We start from the raw sequence: 15,906 nt of genomic DNA, 5'->3' as shown, positions 1-15,906 counted from the left end.
GCAACGGTCTTGTCCGGTATGGCTTGAGGTTATTTGTAGAGATTTAACGCTCATATTTTTGCCGCGGGTGGGGCCGTTGTCTAGTTGGTGGGTGTGGGGTGCGTGTCTACTTTTGAATAAGCCTCATTGGCTGAGGTGATTGCTATTCGTGAGCATAAGCCCGTATGGAATGCTGAGCTGGATGGTTTTGGTAACCATGCCCCCGGCAGTGGTCGAGCGAACATGCAAAGACCTAAATGGGATACTCTTCACCCTGGGCGTCCGTGGGCAACTGATCTTACTGCGCGTGATGAGACTCAAAATTATCTAGAAGTTGTTGTGCAGGAGTATCTTCGTCGTTATCTGCCCTAGGGATTTCTGGTAGCCCATCTAGCGTTTGCACAAATACGCAAACAAAAGATAGTGTTATTCTTGGCTTAGGGTCGCCTAAGCAGTTCTATAGATAGCCCTATAGAACGGAACACCCTTCCCAGGAGAACACAAGACCATGGTCGCCATCACTCGTAGCGCCTTCCTCAAGGCCACCGCAGCTACCGCCCTCACCGGCCTGCTCGCAGCATGCACCACCGGCTCCAACGACACCTCAAGCAGCAGCACCAGCTCAGCAGCCTCAGGTGAGAGCTACACCGTCAAGCACGCCTTCGGCGAGACCACCTTCACCGCGGTACCCCAGAAAATTGCTGTCGTGAACTTCTGGAAGAACCCCGACGTCCTCCTGGCCCTCGGCGTAGTACCCGCCGGTACCCCCGTGGTCACCTACGGCGCCAACGCCAACGGCTCCACCGACTGGTTCGACGCCAAGCTGGCCGAACTCGGCGGCACCGCCCCCGTGACCTACGACGAAACCGACGGCCCCGACTACGAAGCCCTCGCCACCCTGGCCCCCGACGCTATCTTCTCCGTCTACGGCGACATGACCCAGGAAGTCTACGACAAGCTCACCGCCATCGCCCCCGTCGTTGCTATGCCCGAGGACGTGGGCGCTTACGCCGCTTCATGGGAGGACGTCATCAATCAGGCCGCCGCCATGCTCCAGAAGGACGACGAGGGCGCCGCCCTCATCGAGTCCACCAACAAGGCCATCGACGACGCCGCAGCCAAGTACTCCAACCTGGCAGGTAAGACCTTCGTCGCCGGCATGTTCGACCTCGAAGCACAGACCCTCTCAGCCTACGTAGCGAGCGACTCCCGCTCCCAGTTCCTCACCTCCCTGGGCATGAACATCGCCCCCTACATCGAGCAGAACGCTACCGAAGCCGACGCCTTCTTCATGACCATCTCAGGTGAGGTGCTGCCCGAAGTACAGTCAGACCTGGTCTGGGCCTGGGGCACCAGCGACTCCGACGAAGAAGCCATCAAGAGCAACACCCTCTTCTCCCAGATGCCCGCCGTAGCGAACGGCGGCCTGGTTGTTGAAACCGACGCCGCTATCTCCCTGGCCCTTTCGGCAGCGTCCCCGCTCTCCCTGGACTGGGCTATCAACCAGACCGAAACCCTAGCCAAGCTCTCAGCCGCTATCGACGCAAGCCAGGCGTCCTAACCGGTGACCTCCGTGCCCGTCCGGCATCCCTCTAGCCGCCGTGCTACCCCCACCGGGGGAGCGCGGCGGCTACTGGCGCTGTCCCTCATGCTGGGCCTGCTCCTTGCGGGGGCAGCCCTCGCCAGCTTTGCCCTGGGCGCCCGCCCCATCAGCTCAGGCACCCTGCTGGACTACCTGGCCGGCGGGCAGGTTGCAGGAGCGGACGCAGCAGTGCTCACCCAGCGGGCGGTGCGGACGCTGACCGCCGGGGTCGTGGGCGCAGGCCTGGGGCTTGCCGGGGCAGGGCTCCAGGGCATCACCCGCAACCCCCTGGGGGACCCCGGAATCCTCGGTATCAACGCGGGGGCAGCCTGCGCGGTGGTAGCCGGTATCACCTTCTTTGCCGCCGACTCCACAGCGGCCTTTGCCCTCTGGGCTTTTATCGGTGCGGTTGCTTCAGCCCTTGCCGTCTACGCCCTGGCCTCACTCGGTACCGGGGGAGCAACCCCCATCAAACTAGCCCTGATGGGCGCAGCCCTCACCGCCGGTCTAGGAGCGGTCACCAGCGCCCTGATTCTAACCAACCAGGCCACCCTCGATAACCTGCGCCGCTGGCAGATTGGAACCGTCGCCGGGGCCGACCTCTCTGACCTGGCGGTAGCGGTCCCGCTACTGGCTATCGGGGCCGTCATCGTTCTTACCGGAGCCAAAACCATCAACAGCTTTGCCCTGGGCGATGACATGGCAGCCTCCCTGGGCGAAAACGTTGCTGCCCGCCGCCTCGTCATCACCGGCGGCATCACCCTGCTGGTCGGCACCGCCCTTGCCCTCACCGGCCCCATCGCCTTCCTCGGCCTGCTCGCCCCGCACGCCATGCGTGCGCTCGCAGGCGCCGACTATCGGGCGCTTCTGCCCCTCTCCGCCCTGTTCGGGGCAGCCCTGCTCATCCTGGCGGATACAGCCGGACGCGTCATCGCCCCACCCCAGGAAATCCAGGTGGGCGTCATGATGGTAGCCCTGGGGGTACCCGTCTTTATCTACCTGGTACGACGCGGTAAGGCGGTTAACCTCTAATGCCGACCCTACCTAGCCCCCAGCCTCGGGGCGCTGCCCAAAGTGCCACCCAAACAGTGGCCAGCGTCCGCGCCCGTGCCCGCCGCCGCCCAGCCCTCGCCATCGTCGGTCTTGCACTGACCCTGATTGCGGTGTGCGCGGTGCGCGTACTGTTGGGCTCCTACACCGTGACTATCCCCGATTTCTTCACCATCCTTGGCGGCGGAACTATCGAGAGCGCCAAGGGGGCTCGCTACATCGTCATGGAAGAAAAACTACCCCGCGCCGTCCTCGGTGCCCTGGCCGGGGCAGCTTTCGGCCTGGGCGGGGCTATCTTCCAGCTGCTCCTGCGCAACCCGATTGCCAGCCCCGACATCATCGGCGTATCTAACGGGGCTGCCCTGGGGGCCGTCATCGGTATTGTCTTTCTGGGCCTGGGCGGGCTGCCACTCACCCTGCTCGCTATCGCCGTTGCCCTGGCTGTCGTCCTAGTCATTATGGCCCTCTCAGCAGGGGACGGGAGCGCGGGCAACCGCTTTATCCTGGTCGGTTTGGGCATCTCGGCCCTGGGATCAGCCTTTATCCAGTACCTGCTCTCGCGCACCTCAACCACCAGCGCCCAGACCCTGACCCACTGGCTGGCAGGTTCCCTCTCTACCGCTAACTGGGACCGTATCAGCCTGCTGGCCCTTCTCCTGCTACCCCTCCTGCTGCCCCTCATCCTGTTCGCCCGCCCCCTGCATGCCACCGCGGTAGGGGAAGAACTGGCCCTGGGGCTGGGCGTGCCGACCCGCGCCGTCCGCCCCGGCTTCATCGCCCTGGGCGTACTCCTGGTGGCCGTTGCCACCGCCGCAACCGGCCCCCTGGCCTTCGTTGCCTTTATGGCCGGGCCTATCGCCCGGGCCCTGACCGGCGGACGCCACAACCTCACCGCCGCTGCCCTAGTTGGGGCCAGTCTGGTCGTGCTCGCCGACTTTATCGGCTCCAACCTCATGCCCGGCGGTATCAACCTGCCCGCCGGCGTCCTCACCGGTGCCTTCGGCGCCCCCGCCCTCATTTGGCTGCTGACCCGCTCACCCGAAAGAAGCTAAGCTCGTGAAAACCGTAACGCCTCGCGACCTCACCGTCACCCACGTGCGCCTGGGCTATGGCGACCGCACCATCGTGCCAGACCTCTCGCTGAGCATCCCCGCAGGAAAAATTACCGCCATCATCGGCCCCAACGGCTGCGGTAAATCCACCCTGCTGCGCGGTATCTCCCGCCTGCTCAAACCCAGCAGCGGCGAGATTACCCTGGACGGCAAACCGGTCGCCTCCTACGGCGGCAAGGAATTTGCTCGCATGGTCGGCCTGCTGCCGCAGAGCCCCATCGCCCCCGAAGGTATCACCGTGGCTGACCTGGTCTCCCGCGGCCGCTACCCCTACCAGGGGCTCTTTCGCGGCAACACTAGGGAGGACGACGCCGCAGTCGCCTGGGCCCTGGAGGCCACCAACACCCTGGAGCTGGCTGACCGGCAGGTCACCGAACTCTCCGGAGGCCAGCGCCAGCGCGTCTGGATCGCCATGGCCCTGGCCCAAGACACCGACATCCTGCTGCTGGATGAACCCACCACCTACCTAGACCTGGCCCACCAGGTTGAACTCCTTGACCTTTTGGCCGACATCAACGAGCGCCGCGGAACCACCATGGTTATGGTGCTGCACGAACTTAACCTGGCCGCCCGCATAGCCCACCACCTGGTTGCCATGAAGGGCGGGGAAATCGCCGCAGCCGGGACCGCTACCGAGGTCATGACGGGGGAGAACCTACACCGAATCTTCGGTCTTCGGGCCTCGGTCGCCGACCCCCTGGGCGACGGCTCCACCGTCGTGGTTCCCCACGCCCGCCCCGCAAACCAAGAGGCAGAAAACCTGGCAGGGCAGAATCGTGCCTAAGCCCCGCTCGTCCGCACCTCGCCCTTCTACCCGCCGTGAAGTCAAACGCTCCATCAACCAGTACGGGGTCTTCCCCGTTACCGTCTCCCGTGCTGAGCAGCTGACGGACTCCTTTGTTCGGGTCTCCCTGACCGGCCGGTCTCTGCTGCACGCTGCCGCCCCTATCTCTGACGGCACGGGTCAGGTCTACGACGCCTACATCAAACTCTTAATCCCGCCCACCGGAGCAAGCGGCCCCACCATGATTGAGCTCGATACCTCCTGGCGGACCCGGTGGCTCTCGGCCCCCGAAACAGAGCGGGGGTACATGCGCACCTACACCGTGAGCAATTCCCGGCTGGTACCCTCGGTCGGGCTGGACGAGACACCCCTGCTGGGCATGTTCCCGGCTGCTGAGGCCGACCTAGAACCCCTGGCTCGTGACCTACCCGCCGGCCTGCAGCCTGAAATCGACGTGGACTTCGTCCTGCACACCGACGCCCAGGGAACCAGCGGGCCCGGCTCAGCCTGGGCTGAACAGGCACAGGTGGGGCAGCAGGTTTCTATCTTGGCACCCCTGCGTGGCTCTACCCTCTGGTCCTCCTATAACCCCGGTGCGGCGTCCTCCCTGCTCCTGCTCGGCGACGAAACCGCAGCGCCCGCCCTGCTCTCCATTCTGCGTTCCCTACCTACTGAAGCTACCGGGGCGGTGTTCCTTGAGGTGCCCGGCGCCGAGGACGCCCTCGACCGCCTCCCCGAGGTGCGGCAGGCAACCCAGCGGGTGCCGGGCGTCCGCCTGCACGTGCTGGCCCGGACCCCCGGCCAGATGCGCGGGCACCAGCTAACCCGCGCCCTGCGTACGACTTGCTCCCTCGAACCTACTCCAGCCGCTGCCCCCTCCGATGATTGGGAGACGGATGGCCCCCTCTGGCACCTGGCAGAAAACCCCACCGGCACCTACGTGCTAATCGCCGGTGAATCAACGGTGGTGAAAACCCTGCGCCGTATCTGCGTGAACGAAGCCGGGTTGCCCAAAGAAAGCATCTCTTTTATGGGGTACTGGAAGGCGGGGCAGGCCGAGGGGTAGAGTGGCCTGGTACCCACCTGCTAGAGAAAGGCCTAGTCTGCATGATATCGATTCTTGGAAAAGATGAATCTATCCGTTACGTCGCCCTGGGAGATTCCTTCAGCGAGGGGGTGGGGGACGACGCCCCCGACCGCCCCAACGGGGTGCGCGGCTGGACCGACAGGGTGGCCGAGCAGTTCATGCTGGCAGACCCCCAAGCCGCCTACGCCAATCTGGCCATTCGCGGGCGCCTGCTCGTGCCTATTATCGAAGAGCAGCTAGAACCTGCCCTGGAGCTCAAACCCAACCTGGTTTCTCTCGTGGGCGGCGGTAACGACTCCCTGCGCCCGGGCTTCGACGTTGATGCCCTGATGGTGCGCTATGACGAGGCCTTTAAGACCCTACGCGATGAGGGCATTGAAGTCTTTACCATGACCGGTTTTGACCCCGGCCCCAAGGGATTCTTCAGCGGTAACCGCGCCCGGGTTGCCCTCTTCAACGAGCTGCTGCGCGAGGTGGCAGATGACCGCGGCGTCACCGTCGTGGACTACTGGCGCATGCACGAGCTTTTAGACCTGCGCTACTGGGCTCCTGACCGCCTGCACATGAACGCCGCCGGCCATACCCTGACCGCCCGCCGGGTGCTGGAAACCCTGAGCGCCGAAAACATTCGTATCGGCGACCCCGTCATCCCCGCGCCCCTGCACAAAACCCGGGTGCAAGAGGCCCTAGATAACGCTAAATGGGCCCGGGAATTTGTGGTCCCCTGGATTGGCCGCCGCCTGCGCGGTACCAGCTCCGGAGACAATATCAGCCCCAAGTACCCCACCTGGACCCGCTTTGACGTGCTGTCGGAAGAAGCTGACTCCGCCCTTTAACAGGTGGGCGCCGGGATTAAAAGACTTAAGCTGTTAACATCACACTTAAGATTACACGCGTGTAATTTACCCGGTTGGCAGGGGCGGACGCCGGCGCCCAGGTTCGCGTGGCAGGGGCGGAAAACCGCGGATTAAAGCCTGAGATGACTTGCGAAAAGTTAAAAGCCCGGTAGAATTGATAGAGGTTCAAACGCACCAATGAGTCTATGAAAAGCAGCTTGCGCACACCGGAGCAGGTAGCACCAGCACCGGCTGACGCAAGCTTTTTATTGGCCTCATAGGTTGCGTGGTATCCCGTAATTACCTAGACTTTAAGGCTGTTCGTAGTGGTGGCAACACCTCTCGTACACCTAAGCTTCACCGTTTTTCCCGCGGCGGGGATTCCCATCGGCCTCTCACCCGATGTGGAGTCTCAAACACTCTAGCCTTGGAGAATAACCCGGTGCTCTACCTATAGGTGACGGGACGCCCATTGCTGATCGCCAGAAAACTGGCGAACGCCAACTGCGTACCGTCATTTCGTCAACATTTGGAGGAGAAAACTATGGCAGCTGTCTGCCAGGTGACCGGAGCTGTTCCCGGCTTTGGACACAGCATTTCGCACTCGCATCGCCGCAACAAGCGTCGTTTCGATCCGAACGTACAGAAGAAGAAGTACTACGTACCCTCACTTCGTCGCAACGTAACCCTGAACGTCTCTGCAAAGGGCATCAAGGTTATCGACGCACGTGGTATCGACGCAGTAGTTGCTGACATCCTTGCACGCGGAGAGAAGATCTAAACATGGCATCAAAGGCTAAGGACGTACGTCCTATCATCAAACTTAAGTCCACTGCGGGCACCGGCTTCACTTACGTTACCCGTAAGAACCGCCGCAACAACCCCGATCGTATGGTTCTCAAGAAGTACGATCCCGTTGTCCGCAAGCACGTTGACTTCCGAGAGGAGCGCTAAACAATGGCGAAGAAGTCCAAGATTGCTCGCAACGAGCAGCGCAAGGTCATCGTTGCACGCTACGCTGAAAAGCGCCTGGAACTGAAGAAGACCCTGGTTGACGAAAACGCAACCCCCGAAGAGCGCGAAGCAGCCCGCGTAGGCCTGCAGAAGCTGCCCCGCAACGCTTCACCCGTTCGCGTTCGCAACCGCGACCAGATCGACGGCCGCCCCCGCGGTACCTTCCAGAAGTTTGGTATCTCCCGCGTGCGCTTCCGCGAGATGGCACACCGTGGCGAGCTGCCCGGTGTTACCAAGTCAAGCTGGTAATCTGTAGCTGATACGGTTAGCCTTGTGGACAGGGCTAACCCAGCCACTCACTTTTTGAAAGTCTCAGGAGGAGCATTCAATGGCTAAGAACCGTAGCGAACTCGTTGCAGAGGTTGCAGAGAAGGCTGGCACCAGCCAGGCAGCAGTGAACGGTGTGCTCGACGCACTGTTCCAGGTCTTCGAAGCATCTGTTGCTAAGGGCGAGAAGATCACCATCCCCGGCTGGATGGCAATTGAGCGCACCGACCGTGCAGCTCGTACCGGTCGCAACCCGCAGACCGGCGAAACCATTCAGATTCCCGCAGGTCACGGTGTTAAGCTGACCGCAGGTTCAAAGCTGAAGGCAGCAGTCTCCACCAAGAAGTAAATTCTTGAACAGACTTTAAAAGGGTCATCCCGCTTACGGGGTGGCCCTTTTGCTATACCAGCAGAGCCAAAACAGCCCGGCTGTGAGATAATAGGCAGGCAAGACACAAGCCGCACACATGCAGGGGAGGAACCATGCGCCGAGGGCACCAGGTAGCCCGCTCCTGGCTCATCGCCAGCAGCGCCACCGGCCTAGGCGCCACCTCCCACCTGCTAGCCGGTGGGCACCTGCCCCACCCGCTCGTCCTGGCCCTTGCAACTTCACTAGCAGCCCTGCTGACCCTCGGCGTGACGAGACTCAAACTACCCCGCACCAGCCTGGCCCTCGGCGTCCTGGCAGGTCAGGGGATCCTGCACGCCCTCTACAGCCACGGCCAGCCTATGGCTCCTGTATCGACCGGCCATAACCATCACGGGTCTGAGCTCCTGATGGGAGCTACCTATCTAGAACCACTGGCTCACGCCGGGCCTGCCATGTGGGCCGGGCATACCCTGGCGGCAGCTATTACCTTTGCTCTGCTCGCCTACGGGGAGCATCTACTTCTAGCTCTGCGTGCCCTGCTGGGCTATGTGCGGGCCCGTCTAGAACCTGTGCGGGTACGTCCGCTCCTGGGAGTACCCACCCTGCCGGTCGCCGCTACTGCCACCCACCTGGTCAGCCTGCTCGCCAGAACCTGCCGCGCCCCCCGCGGCCCGCCCGTCCTTGCCTAACTCCGAAACACCACCTACATTTTCGACAAGCAAGGACACTCCTATGTTTAAGGCTCGTACAGCCTCACCCATAACCCGTACCCTGGTGGCCACAGCGGCCCTCGCCGCAGGTAGCTTGCTGGGCATAAACCCGGCTGCCGCCCACGACGAACTGGTCTCCACCAACCCCACTGACGGGGCAACCCTCACCGAAGCACCCGCCAGCCTAGAACTCACCTACAGCGGCGACATCATGGACGTGGACGGGGCCAACCAGGTGCGCGTGACCAACGCCGCCGGTGAAAGCGTCACCGATGGAGACCCCGAGGTGGACGGCACCGTGGTCACCCAGGACCTGGCCACCGCCGCTGCCGATGACACCTACACCGTCACCTGGCGGGTTGTCTCATCAGACGGCCACCCCATCCAGGGAACCTTCACCTACACCGTGGGCCAGGGCAGCAACGCAACGAGCGCTACCACCCAGGCTGCAACCACCGGTGCGGCTGAACCCTCAGCAGAAAACACCGGCACTAGCGCCCCTGCAGCTAGTGACCCTGTAAGCCAGGCAGGCCAGGGGCTTTCAACCCCCCTCAAGGTCGTGCTGGCCCTTGTGGCAGTAGCAGCCCTGGGCTCAGCCCTCGTCGTCGTGCTGGCTAAGACCAAGCGCAAGTAAGCCGTCCACCCCTCGCATTCGAAGAAGAAGCACCATGTCATCACAGAAATTTTTACCTGCCCTCGCCCTGCCCGCTATCGCCCTGCTGGTCCTGACCGGCTGCAGCAGCGCCGACACCTCAGCAACCAGCACCGCAAGTGCAAGCACCGGCGCTACCGCTAGCGCCTCTGCAAGCGAGGGTAGCGCCCCGCTGACCGTCGAGGAAGCCTGGATTAAGGCCAACAGCGGCGATATGACCGCAGCCTTTGCCACCCTCACCAACACCGGGGACACCCCCATCACCATCGAGGGCGCTAGCAACGCAACCGCCAGCATGGTTGAGCTGCACACCACCGTCATCGACCCAACGAGCGGAACCAGCACCATGAAGGCCGTAGAGGGTGGCTTCACCATCGAGCCCGGTGCTACCCTCGAACTGGCCCCCGGCGGGGACCACATCATGCTCATGGGTATGAACTGTGCCCTCGCCGCAGGTACCAGCAGCATGATCACCCTGCAGACCTCAGCGGGCGAGGTCAGCTTTGAAGCTACCGTGCGCGACTACGCCGGTGCCCAGGAAGAATACGCCCCCGGTGACGCCGCGAGCACCGCAGCTGATGCAGCAGCAAGTGAGTCCACCGACCACTCCATGCACTCAGACCACGCCAGCGCCAGCGAATCAGCCGCCGCTGTGCTGCCCCAGTGCAACTAAGGCACCAGCTACCTCACCCACCCTTAGCTACCGGTAGGTAGCAACCGGCGTGCTCCGTCGTCCGCCCCCTACAAGAGACGGGCGGTGGAGCTCGCCACCCAAGGAAGACATGACCAGCTCATTTGACGAAGACCTCACCCGGGCCCTGAGCGGTGCAGAGGATGCCCCTCAGCAAGAAGAAAAAATGAACGGGAGCCAAAAGACGGCACACCCCCGCGGTACCAGCCGGCGTGTAGCTCTTGCCGGGGCCTTGGGGGTAGGAACCGGCGTTGCTGCCACCCTGGCAAGCCAATATGCCGCATCAGCTATGAACGACGAGGGGGAACAAGAGCCCACCAGCCCGCCCCTACAGGACGCCGTCGTCCCCTTCTACGGCCCCCGCCAGGCGGGCATCGACACCCCCGCCCCCAGCTACGGCGTTTTTATCGCCCTGACCCTCAACACGGGACTCGACCGCGACGGCGTCCGCCGCCTGCTCACCGTGCTCACCGACGACGCCGCCCGCCTCACCGCAGGGCGGGCACCCATCACCGACCAAGAACCGGAACTCGCAACCGTACCGGCTAACCTCACCATCACCTTTGGTTTTGGGGAGCGTATCTTCGATATCGTAGCCCCCGAGAAGAAACCCTCCTGGCTGCGCCCCCTGCCCGCCTTCGAACAGATTGACCAGCTCCAAGACCAGTGGAACGACGGCGATATGCTCCTCCAAATCTGCTGCTCGGACCGTTTCACCCTGGCCCACGCCCAACGCGTCCTGCTCAAAAACACCCGGAGCTTCGCCTCGGTACGCTGGGTGCAAGAAGGCTTCCGCCGTGCCTACGGTAGTGAGCCGGACGGCATGACCATGCGCAACCTCTTCGGCCAGGTCGATGGAACCATCAACCCTTCCACCGGTGACGGAACCATGGAATCCTATGTCTGGGGCAATCACGAGGAACTGACCCCCTGGGAAGCGGGTGGAACCTCCCTGGTGATTCGCCGCATCCACATGAACCTCGATACCTGGGACCAGGCCGACCGCCCCGCCCGTGAGGACGCCGTGGGGCGCAACCTCACGAACGGTGCCCCGCTCACCGGCACCGAAGAGCGCGACCCCGCTGACCTTTCTGCAACGAACGAGCTGGGCTTTACCGTCATCGCCCCCTACGCCCATATCCGCCGCGCCGCCGCCCAAAACCGGGTAGAGCAAATCCTGCGCCGGGGCTACAACTACGACCTGCCGGTGCAGAACGCGTCGGGCTTCTCAGAACACCAGCAGGTCAGCGGGGGAGTGAGCTCTACCGGCCTGATTTTCTGCTCCTACCAGGCAGACCCCGTCAAGCAGTTCCTCCCCATCCAGCAGCGCCTGGCCGAGCTCGATATGCTCAACACCTGGACGGTACCCATCGGCTCAGCGGTCTTTGCCCTACCCGCCGGCGCTCGCGAAGGCGGCTTCGTGGGCGAAGGACTTTTTAGCTAAACCATCATCGACAGGAATCAGGTATAGACATGGCGGCACATAAGACGGAGCGCGGGCTCAAGGGCGGCTGGATTTGGGCTTTCCCGGTGGCCTCCCTGCTGGCTCTCGTTCTGAGCCTGCTGGTGACCGGCTCAAACGCCGGTACCGACCTAGCGGACGCCGGTGCCCTGGTGCGCTGGGGCCTGCCGGTGGCTGAGAGTCTACAGAACTTCTCCATGGCAGCCACCATGGGCTCCCTTGTCTTCGCCCTGGGGCTGGTGCCCCGTTTCGTGGATGCTGCTCGCGGCCGTGTGAGCGTGAATATGGCTCATGTCACCGACGCGACCCAGCGGCAGAAAAACCTGCACCGCACCGAGCACCCGGCCTTTACCCGCACCCTGACGCTGGCGTCCGCTGCCGCTATTACCTGGACTATCGCCGCCATCGCGGTGCTCATTTTCAGCTATGCAGATATTTCCGGTCGCTCACCGTCGGGCGGAGCTGACTACACCTCGGAACTCATCAGCTACATCACCACCATCGACTCGGGTAAGCAGGAGGCAACCAGCATTATCGTGGCTGCCACCGTAGCTACCCTGGTCTTTGCGGTGCGCTCACTCACCGGTCTGCTGCTGACCCTGGGCCTGTCGCTGGTCGGCATCGTGGCTATGGCCCTGGGCGGCCACTCATCGGGCGGTGATGACCACATGGGCGCGGTGAACTCCCTGGGCCTGCACCTGCTCGGTGTGGTGCTCTGGTGCGGTGGGCTCATGGTGCTGGCTTTTATCTCCCGCGACATTACCGGCGAGGACGCGGGCACCGGCACTCTGGCTGAGGGGCAGCGGGGTGCGGCATCGGCGTCCGCCCGTCGTGTGCCCCTGGCTGTAGCGGTGCTGCGCCGCTATTCCGTGCTGGCCCTTTTCGGGTTCGTGCTGGTGGTGCTCTCAGGCGTGGTCAACGCCCTGGTACGGATGAACAGCCTGGGGGATCTTTTTACGACCACCTACGGGGCGCTGGTACTGGCCAAGCTAATGCTCACCCTGGTGCTGGGTGCCTTCGGCGTGGTGTATCGCCTGCGTCTGATACCCATGATGCAGTCCGGGCTTACCAGCGCCGCCCGGGGCCTCTGGTATGCCATTGCCTGCGAGCTGGTGCTGATGGGCGCAACCAGTGGCCTAGCTGTTTCCCTTTCTCGAACCCCGCCTCCCGCCCCCGAAACCCTGGATGCCGGTGCCGAGCCCGTCCGCATCATCACCCTCTACGACATGCCGCCAGAACCGCATGTTGCCGAGTGGTTTACCCAGTGGCGTTTTGACTGGTTCTGGGTGGCCTTCATCAGCTTCGCCGCCTTCGCCTACCTCTGGGCGCTGATTAAGGTGCGGCGTGCAGGCGGCCACTGGCCCCTTGCCCGTGCCCTTTCCTGGTTCCTGGGTCTCTTCGTGCTGCTCTACATCACCTGCGGGGCTCTGGCTGTCTACTCCATGGTGCTTTTCTCGGTGCACATGGTAGAACACATGCTCCTGACCATGGTCTGCCCCATCTTCCTGGTACTCGGTGCCCCCGTCACCCTGCTACTGCGAGCCCTTGAACCCCGCCAGGACGGCACCCGCGGGCCCCGCGAATGGATTCTGCGCCTGGTGCACTCGGGCTGGTCCAAGGTGATTACCAACCCCATCTTCGCGGCCGTCAACTTCGCCGGGTCGATCGTGATTGTCTACTTCACCCCCCTCTTCGGGGTGATGCTGCGCTACCACGTGGGCCACGAGTTCATGCTGATTCACTTTTTAATAACCGGCTATATCTTCAGCCTAGTACTCATCGGCATCGACCCCATTCCCAACCGCCCCACCTACCCCATGCGCCTTATCATGATTATCGCGACCCTGGGCTATCACGCCTTTGTGGGTATCTCGATTATGCAGATGGACACCCTGCTACAGGCCTCCTGGTTCGGTAACCTGGGCCGCCCCTGGGGCCTACCTGCCATTGATGACCAGAAGCTGGGTGGCTCGCTCATGTGGGCGATCGGCGAGATACCCACCATGATTATTGCCGTTGCGGTGGCGGTGCAGTGGTCCATGAACGATAAGAAGATACAAAAGCGCATCGACCGCCAGGCTGACCGCGATGGGGACGCCGAGCTCAACGCCTATAACGACATGTTTGCGCAGCTGGCAGAAAAGGACGCCCGCCGCTAGATCTCTGCGAGGGGTAGGGCGCATCTGACTAGACGAAAGCCCGGGCAGGTACCTGCCCGGGCTTTCGTCTGTCTTTATCCCCTATGAGGTTTTGCGCTAGGAGGCCTGGCTCCAGGGCTGAACGGGCTGGGTGTCTGCCTCAGCGGGCTCAGCAAAACGGGTGCCGCCGGAGGCCACCTGGCTGCTTACCGACGGGACGGTGGGAATCGGACCACTCAGCGGGCTGACCTGCTCTAGGCGGGCAGAAATCTGAGAGATTTTCTCAAACAGGGGCGATGACGAGGGAGCTGCAGTGTGCTGGGTCATCAGAAGCCTCCAAACATCGTAAAGGTGGGGTTAGATTGGGTCGGGGCAGAGCGGGAAAACTCTGGTGCCGAACCGAAGGTCTCTTTAATCTAACCACCCTAAGACAGGCGTTTTCTTTCGTTTACCTGGGAGAACCCTTGAAAAAAGACCGCTTGGGGGACAAGCTGGGGCGGGTACCCCCGGTTTCTGGGCTGCTCTTAGAGTGCCGCTGGCCCGGGGTGTCCCCTAAAAATCTTAGCGATGTGATGAAACAGTCGTACTATGACGATGGGTGAAGGCACCCAGGGCGGCAAGTACCACAGCAACCGTGACCGATATGAGCACCTCTAGGCGATGGGCTTCGGTAATACCCATGTACACCAGCAGGGCTAACAGACCCACGATGAGGATGTAGTTGATGACGCCGCTTCCCCCTTCACCATCTAGCCTACGGCTCCGCAGATGGGAGACCGCCACAATCAGCCAGACAAAGATGCCAACCCCGCCAGTGGAGTTCACCAGCAGGGAGAAGACCTGCTCGGGCATGAAATAGTTGAGGGCCACCGACACCACCCCGATAAGAGACGAGAGCACAATGGCGTTGCGGGGCGCCCGGGTACTAGAAACGCGGGAAAAGGCGCGCGGGGCGTCCCCCTGTTCTGCCAGGGCAAAGACCATGCGCGAGGCAGCATAAAGACTAGCGTTCAAGCACGACAGCAGGGCCGTGAGCACCACAATATTCATGGCCAACCCGGCATAGGGAATACCCAAGGCCTCGAACATGGTGACAAAGGGGGAGGAGCCAGCCGTCACCATGGTCCAGGGAATCACCAGTAGGGTCACCGCAATAGACCCCACATAGAAGAAGAGCACCCGGAAAATCACCGACCGTACCGCTTTGGCCACAGCAACCGCAGGGTTACTAGACTCACCGGCTGCTACCGTGGCAATCTCAGCCCCAAACATCGAAAAAATCACCGCTAACAGGGCGGTAAAAATCGCGCCCACACCGTTAGCAAAGAAGCCGCCCCCCGCCGTGTAGTTAGCAAAGGACGCCGTGGAGTTAGGGATCAGCCCCAGCACAGCCAGCAGACCCACCACAATAATCACGGCAATCGCCCCAATCTTGATGGAGGAAAACCAGAACTCCGCCTCACCGTAAGAGCGCACCGACAGCAGATTCAAACCCATAAAAGCCAGAACCAACACCAGAGCCACCAGCCACTGAGGAGCCGCCGGCCACCAGCCACTCACAATAGTGGCGGCCGCTGTAGCCTCAATCGCCACCGTTACCGACCAAAACCACCAGTACAACCAGCCCACCGAGAACCCAGCCCACCGGCCAATATAGCGACGGGCATAGACAGAAAAAGACCCCGTCTCAGGAGTCCGGGCAGCCATCTCACCCAGCATCCGCATCACCAGCACTAACACCGTGCCAGCCAGCAGATAGGTCACAATAACGGCAGGGCCCGCCGTCACAATAGCCGTCGACGAAGCCACCAACAGGCCAGCACCAATCGCCCCGCCCATAGCAATCATCGACAGATGCCGCGGCTGCAAAGACCGGGCCAAACGGGTATCAGATACCGGCTGCTTTATCTCGCGTGTAAGCGTCACACATACCTTCTTGAGCTACAGCGCACCCACATGTGCGCACCTGCTTTAACCACCGGCGTCCGCAAAAACTTCCCGCCCGCGCACCCGGTGGCAGCTGCAGATAATCCTAACCGTTACGCAAGTGTTACGCACAGTTGAGTACTATGACGCCAGCCCCTACACAGAACGCAACAAATGCCCCCGCACCCAGCAGCCCACTAGGCTGGTGGGTAACTGAATCTTGCGCCTGAGCCGCGCACCACAGAA

18 protein-coding genes are annotated in these 15,906 nt (G+C 62.4%); 16 read left to right on the top strand and 2 right to left on the bottom strand.

The features are described 5' to 3' along the window. Positions 1-135: 135 nt before the first annotated feature. The 16 genes from L6762_RS10600 (at position 136) to L6762_RS10525 (ending at position 13,755) form a co-directional block, all read left to right on the top strand. Positions 136-351: an Eco29kI family restriction endonuclease gene (locus tag L6762_RS10600; protein WP_237187206.1), complete on the top strand. Its 216-nt coding sequence runs from the start codon at positions 136-138 to the stop codon at positions 349-351. Between the two features lie 136 nt (positions 352-487). Beyond that, positions 488-1,540, top strand: a complete 1,053-nt coding sequence (locus tag L6762_RS10595; protein ID WP_237187204.1) for an ABC transporter substrate-binding protein — start codon at positions 488-490, stop codon at positions 1,538-1,540. A gap of 12 nt (positions 1,541-1,552) precedes the next feature. Beyond that, on the top strand, positions 1,553-2,593 hold the full coding sequence (locus tag L6762_RS10590) for a FecCD family ABC transporter permease (RefSeq protein ID WP_237187203.1): 1,041 nt from the start codon (positions 1,553-1,555) through the stop codon (positions 2,591-2,593). Further along, positions 2,593-3,663, top strand: coding sequence for a FecCD family ABC transporter permease (locus tag L6762_RS10585; protein WP_237187202.1), 1,071 nt, complete (start codon positions 2,593-2,595; stop codon positions 3,661-3,663). The genes L6762_RS10590 and L6762_RS10585 overlap by 1 nt, the downstream gene beginning before the upstream one ends. 4 nt (positions 3,664-3,667) lie before the next feature. Further along, positions 3,668-4,507 (top strand): ABC transporter ATP-binding protein, encoded by an 840-nt coding sequence (locus L6762_RS10580; RefSeq protein WP_237187201.1) that lies wholly within the window; start codon positions 3,668-3,670, stop codon positions 4,505-4,507. Beyond that, positions 4,500-5,573: a siderophore-interacting protein gene (locus L6762_RS10575; RefSeq protein WP_237187200.1), complete on the top strand. Its 1,074-nt coding sequence runs from the start codon at positions 4,500-4,502 to the stop codon at positions 5,571-5,573. The genes L6762_RS10580 and L6762_RS10575 overlap by 8 nt, the downstream gene beginning before the upstream one ends. 41 nt (positions 5,574-5,614) lie before the next feature. Further along, a complete protein-coding gene (locus L6762_RS10570; protein ID WP_237187199.1) occupies positions 5,615-6,430 on the top strand; it encodes an SGNH/GDSL hydrolase family protein in 816 nt (271 codons plus the stop codon). Positions 6,431-6,974: 544 nt separating this feature from the next. Then, on the top strand, positions 6,975-7,211 hold the full coding sequence (rpmB, locus tag L6762_RS10565) for a 50S ribosomal protein L28 (protein WP_083090534.1): 237 nt from the start codon (positions 6,975-6,977) through the stop codon (positions 7,209-7,211). Positions 7,212-7,213: 2 nt separating this feature from the next. After that, a complete protein-coding gene (rpmG, locus tag L6762_RS10560; protein ID WP_185173514.1) occupies positions 7,214-7,384 on the top strand; it encodes a 50S ribosomal protein L33 in 171 nt (56 codons plus the stop codon). 3 nt (positions 7,385-7,387) lie between these two features. Further along, positions 7,388-7,693: a 30S ribosomal protein S14 gene (gene rpsN, locus L6762_RS10555; protein ID WP_237187198.1), complete on the top strand. Its 306-nt coding sequence runs from the start codon at positions 7,388-7,390 to the stop codon at positions 7,691-7,693. 79 nt (positions 7,694-7,772) lie between these two features. Further along, a complete protein-coding gene (locus L6762_RS10550; RefSeq protein ID WP_083090531.1) occupies positions 7,773-8,060 on the top strand; it encodes an HU family DNA-binding protein in 288 nt (95 codons plus the stop codon). 134 nt (positions 8,061-8,194) lie between these two features. Continuing rightward, on the top strand, positions 8,195-8,770 hold the full coding sequence (locus tag L6762_RS10545; protein ID WP_237187197.1) for a hypothetical protein: 576 nt from the start codon (positions 8,195-8,197) through the stop codon (positions 8,768-8,770). A 43-nt stretch (positions 8,771-8,813) separates the two neighbouring features. Further along, complete coding sequence (locus tag L6762_RS10540; RefSeq protein ID WP_237187196.1) at positions 8,814-9,425, top strand: copper resistance CopC family protein; 612 nt, start codon at positions 8,814-8,816, stop codon at positions 9,423-9,425. Between the two features lie 34 nt (positions 9,426-9,459). Then, a complete protein-coding gene (locus L6762_RS10535) occupies positions 9,460-10,116 on the top strand; it encodes a copper chaperone PCu(A)C (RefSeq protein ID WP_237187195.1) in 657 nt (218 codons plus the stop codon). A gap of 109 nt (positions 10,117-10,225) precedes the next feature. After that, positions 10,226-11,578: a Dyp-type peroxidase gene (locus tag L6762_RS10530; protein WP_237187194.1), complete on the top strand. Its 1,353-nt coding sequence runs from the start codon at positions 10,226-10,228 to the stop codon at positions 11,576-11,578. A gap of 29 nt (positions 11,579-11,607) precedes the next feature. Beyond that, a complete protein-coding gene (locus L6762_RS10525; protein ID WP_237187193.1) occupies positions 11,608-13,755 on the top strand; it encodes a cytochrome c oxidase assembly protein in 2,148 nt (715 codons plus the stop codon). Positions 13,756-13,851: 96 nt separating this feature from the next. Here the strand turns inward: L6762_RS10525 and L6762_RS10520 are convergent, their stop codons facing one another. Together L6762_RS10520 and L6762_RS10515 are read right to left on the bottom strand one after the other, a co-directional pair. After that, on the bottom strand, positions 13,852-14,061 hold the full coding sequence (locus tag L6762_RS10520) for a hypothetical protein (RefSeq protein ID WP_237187192.1): 210 nt from the start codon (positions 14,059-14,061) through the stop codon (positions 13,852-13,854). A gap of 234 nt (positions 14,062-14,295) precedes the next feature. Further along, the gene (locus tag L6762_RS10515) at positions 14,296-15,660 is read right to left on the bottom strand and encodes an amino acid permease (protein ID WP_237187191.1); all 1,365 of its coding nucleotides are present in this window, start codon (positions 15,658-15,660) and stop codon (positions 14,296-14,298) included. Positions 15,661-15,906 lie beyond the last annotated feature (246 nt).

The sequence above is a fragment of the Rothia nasimurium genome (genome assembly GCF_928381705.1).
Taxonomy (GTDB): domain Bacteria; phylum Actinomycetota; class Actinomycetes; order Actinomycetales; family Micrococcaceae; genus Rothia; species Rothia nasimurium_G.
The sequence above is the reverse complement of the archived record's forward strand: the minus strand, read 5'-3'. Positions and strand labels throughout refer to the sequence as shown.

Coding starts and splice junctions, on each gene's coding strand:
- rpmG (WP_185173514.1), top strand. CDS start 7,214: ATGGCATCAAAGGCTAAGGACGTACGTCCTATCATCAAACTTAAGTCC.
- L6762_RS10585 (WP_237187202.1), top strand. CDS start 2,593: ATGCCGACCCTACCTAGCCCCCAGCCTCGGGGCGCTGCCCAAAGTGCC.
- L6762_RS10540 (WP_237187196.1), top strand. CDS start 8,814: ATGTTTAAGGCTCGTACAGCCTCACCCATAACCCGTACCCTGGTGGCC.
- L6762_RS10530 (WP_237187194.1), top strand. CDS start 10,226: ATGACCAGCTCATTTGACGAAGACCTCACCCGGGCCCTGAGCGGTGCA.
- L6762_RS10570 (WP_237187199.1), top strand. CDS start 5,615: ATGATATCGATTCTTGGAAAAGATGAATCTATCCGTTACGTCGCCCTG.
- rpmB (WP_083090534.1), top strand. CDS start 6,975: ATGGCAGCTGTCTGCCAGGTGACCGGAGCTGTTCCCGGCTTTGGACAC.
- L6762_RS10520 (WP_237187192.1), bottom strand. CDS start 14,061: ATGACCCAGCACACTGCAGCTCCCTCGTCATCGCCCCTGTTTGAGAAA.
- rpsN (WP_237187198.1), top strand. CDS start 7,388: ATGGCGAAGAAGTCCAAGATTGCTCGCAACGAGCAGCGCAAGGTCATC.
- L6762_RS10595 (WP_237187204.1), top strand. CDS start 488: ATGGTCGCCATCACTCGTAGCGCCTTCCTCAAGGCCACCGCAGCTACC.
- L6762_RS10550 (WP_083090531.1), top strand. CDS start 7,773: ATGGCTAAGAACCGTAGCGAACTCGTTGCAGAGGTTGCAGAGAAGGCT.
- L6762_RS10545 (WP_237187197.1), top strand. CDS start 8,195: ATGCGCCGAGGGCACCAGGTAGCCCGCTCCTGGCTCATCGCCAGCAGC.
- L6762_RS10535 (WP_237187195.1), top strand. CDS start 9,460: ATGTCATCACAGAAATTTTTACCTGCCCTCGCCCTGCCCGCTATCGCC.
- L6762_RS10525 (WP_237187193.1), top strand. CDS start 11,608: ATGGCGGCACATAAGACGGAGCGCGGGCTCAAGGGCGGCTGGATTTGG.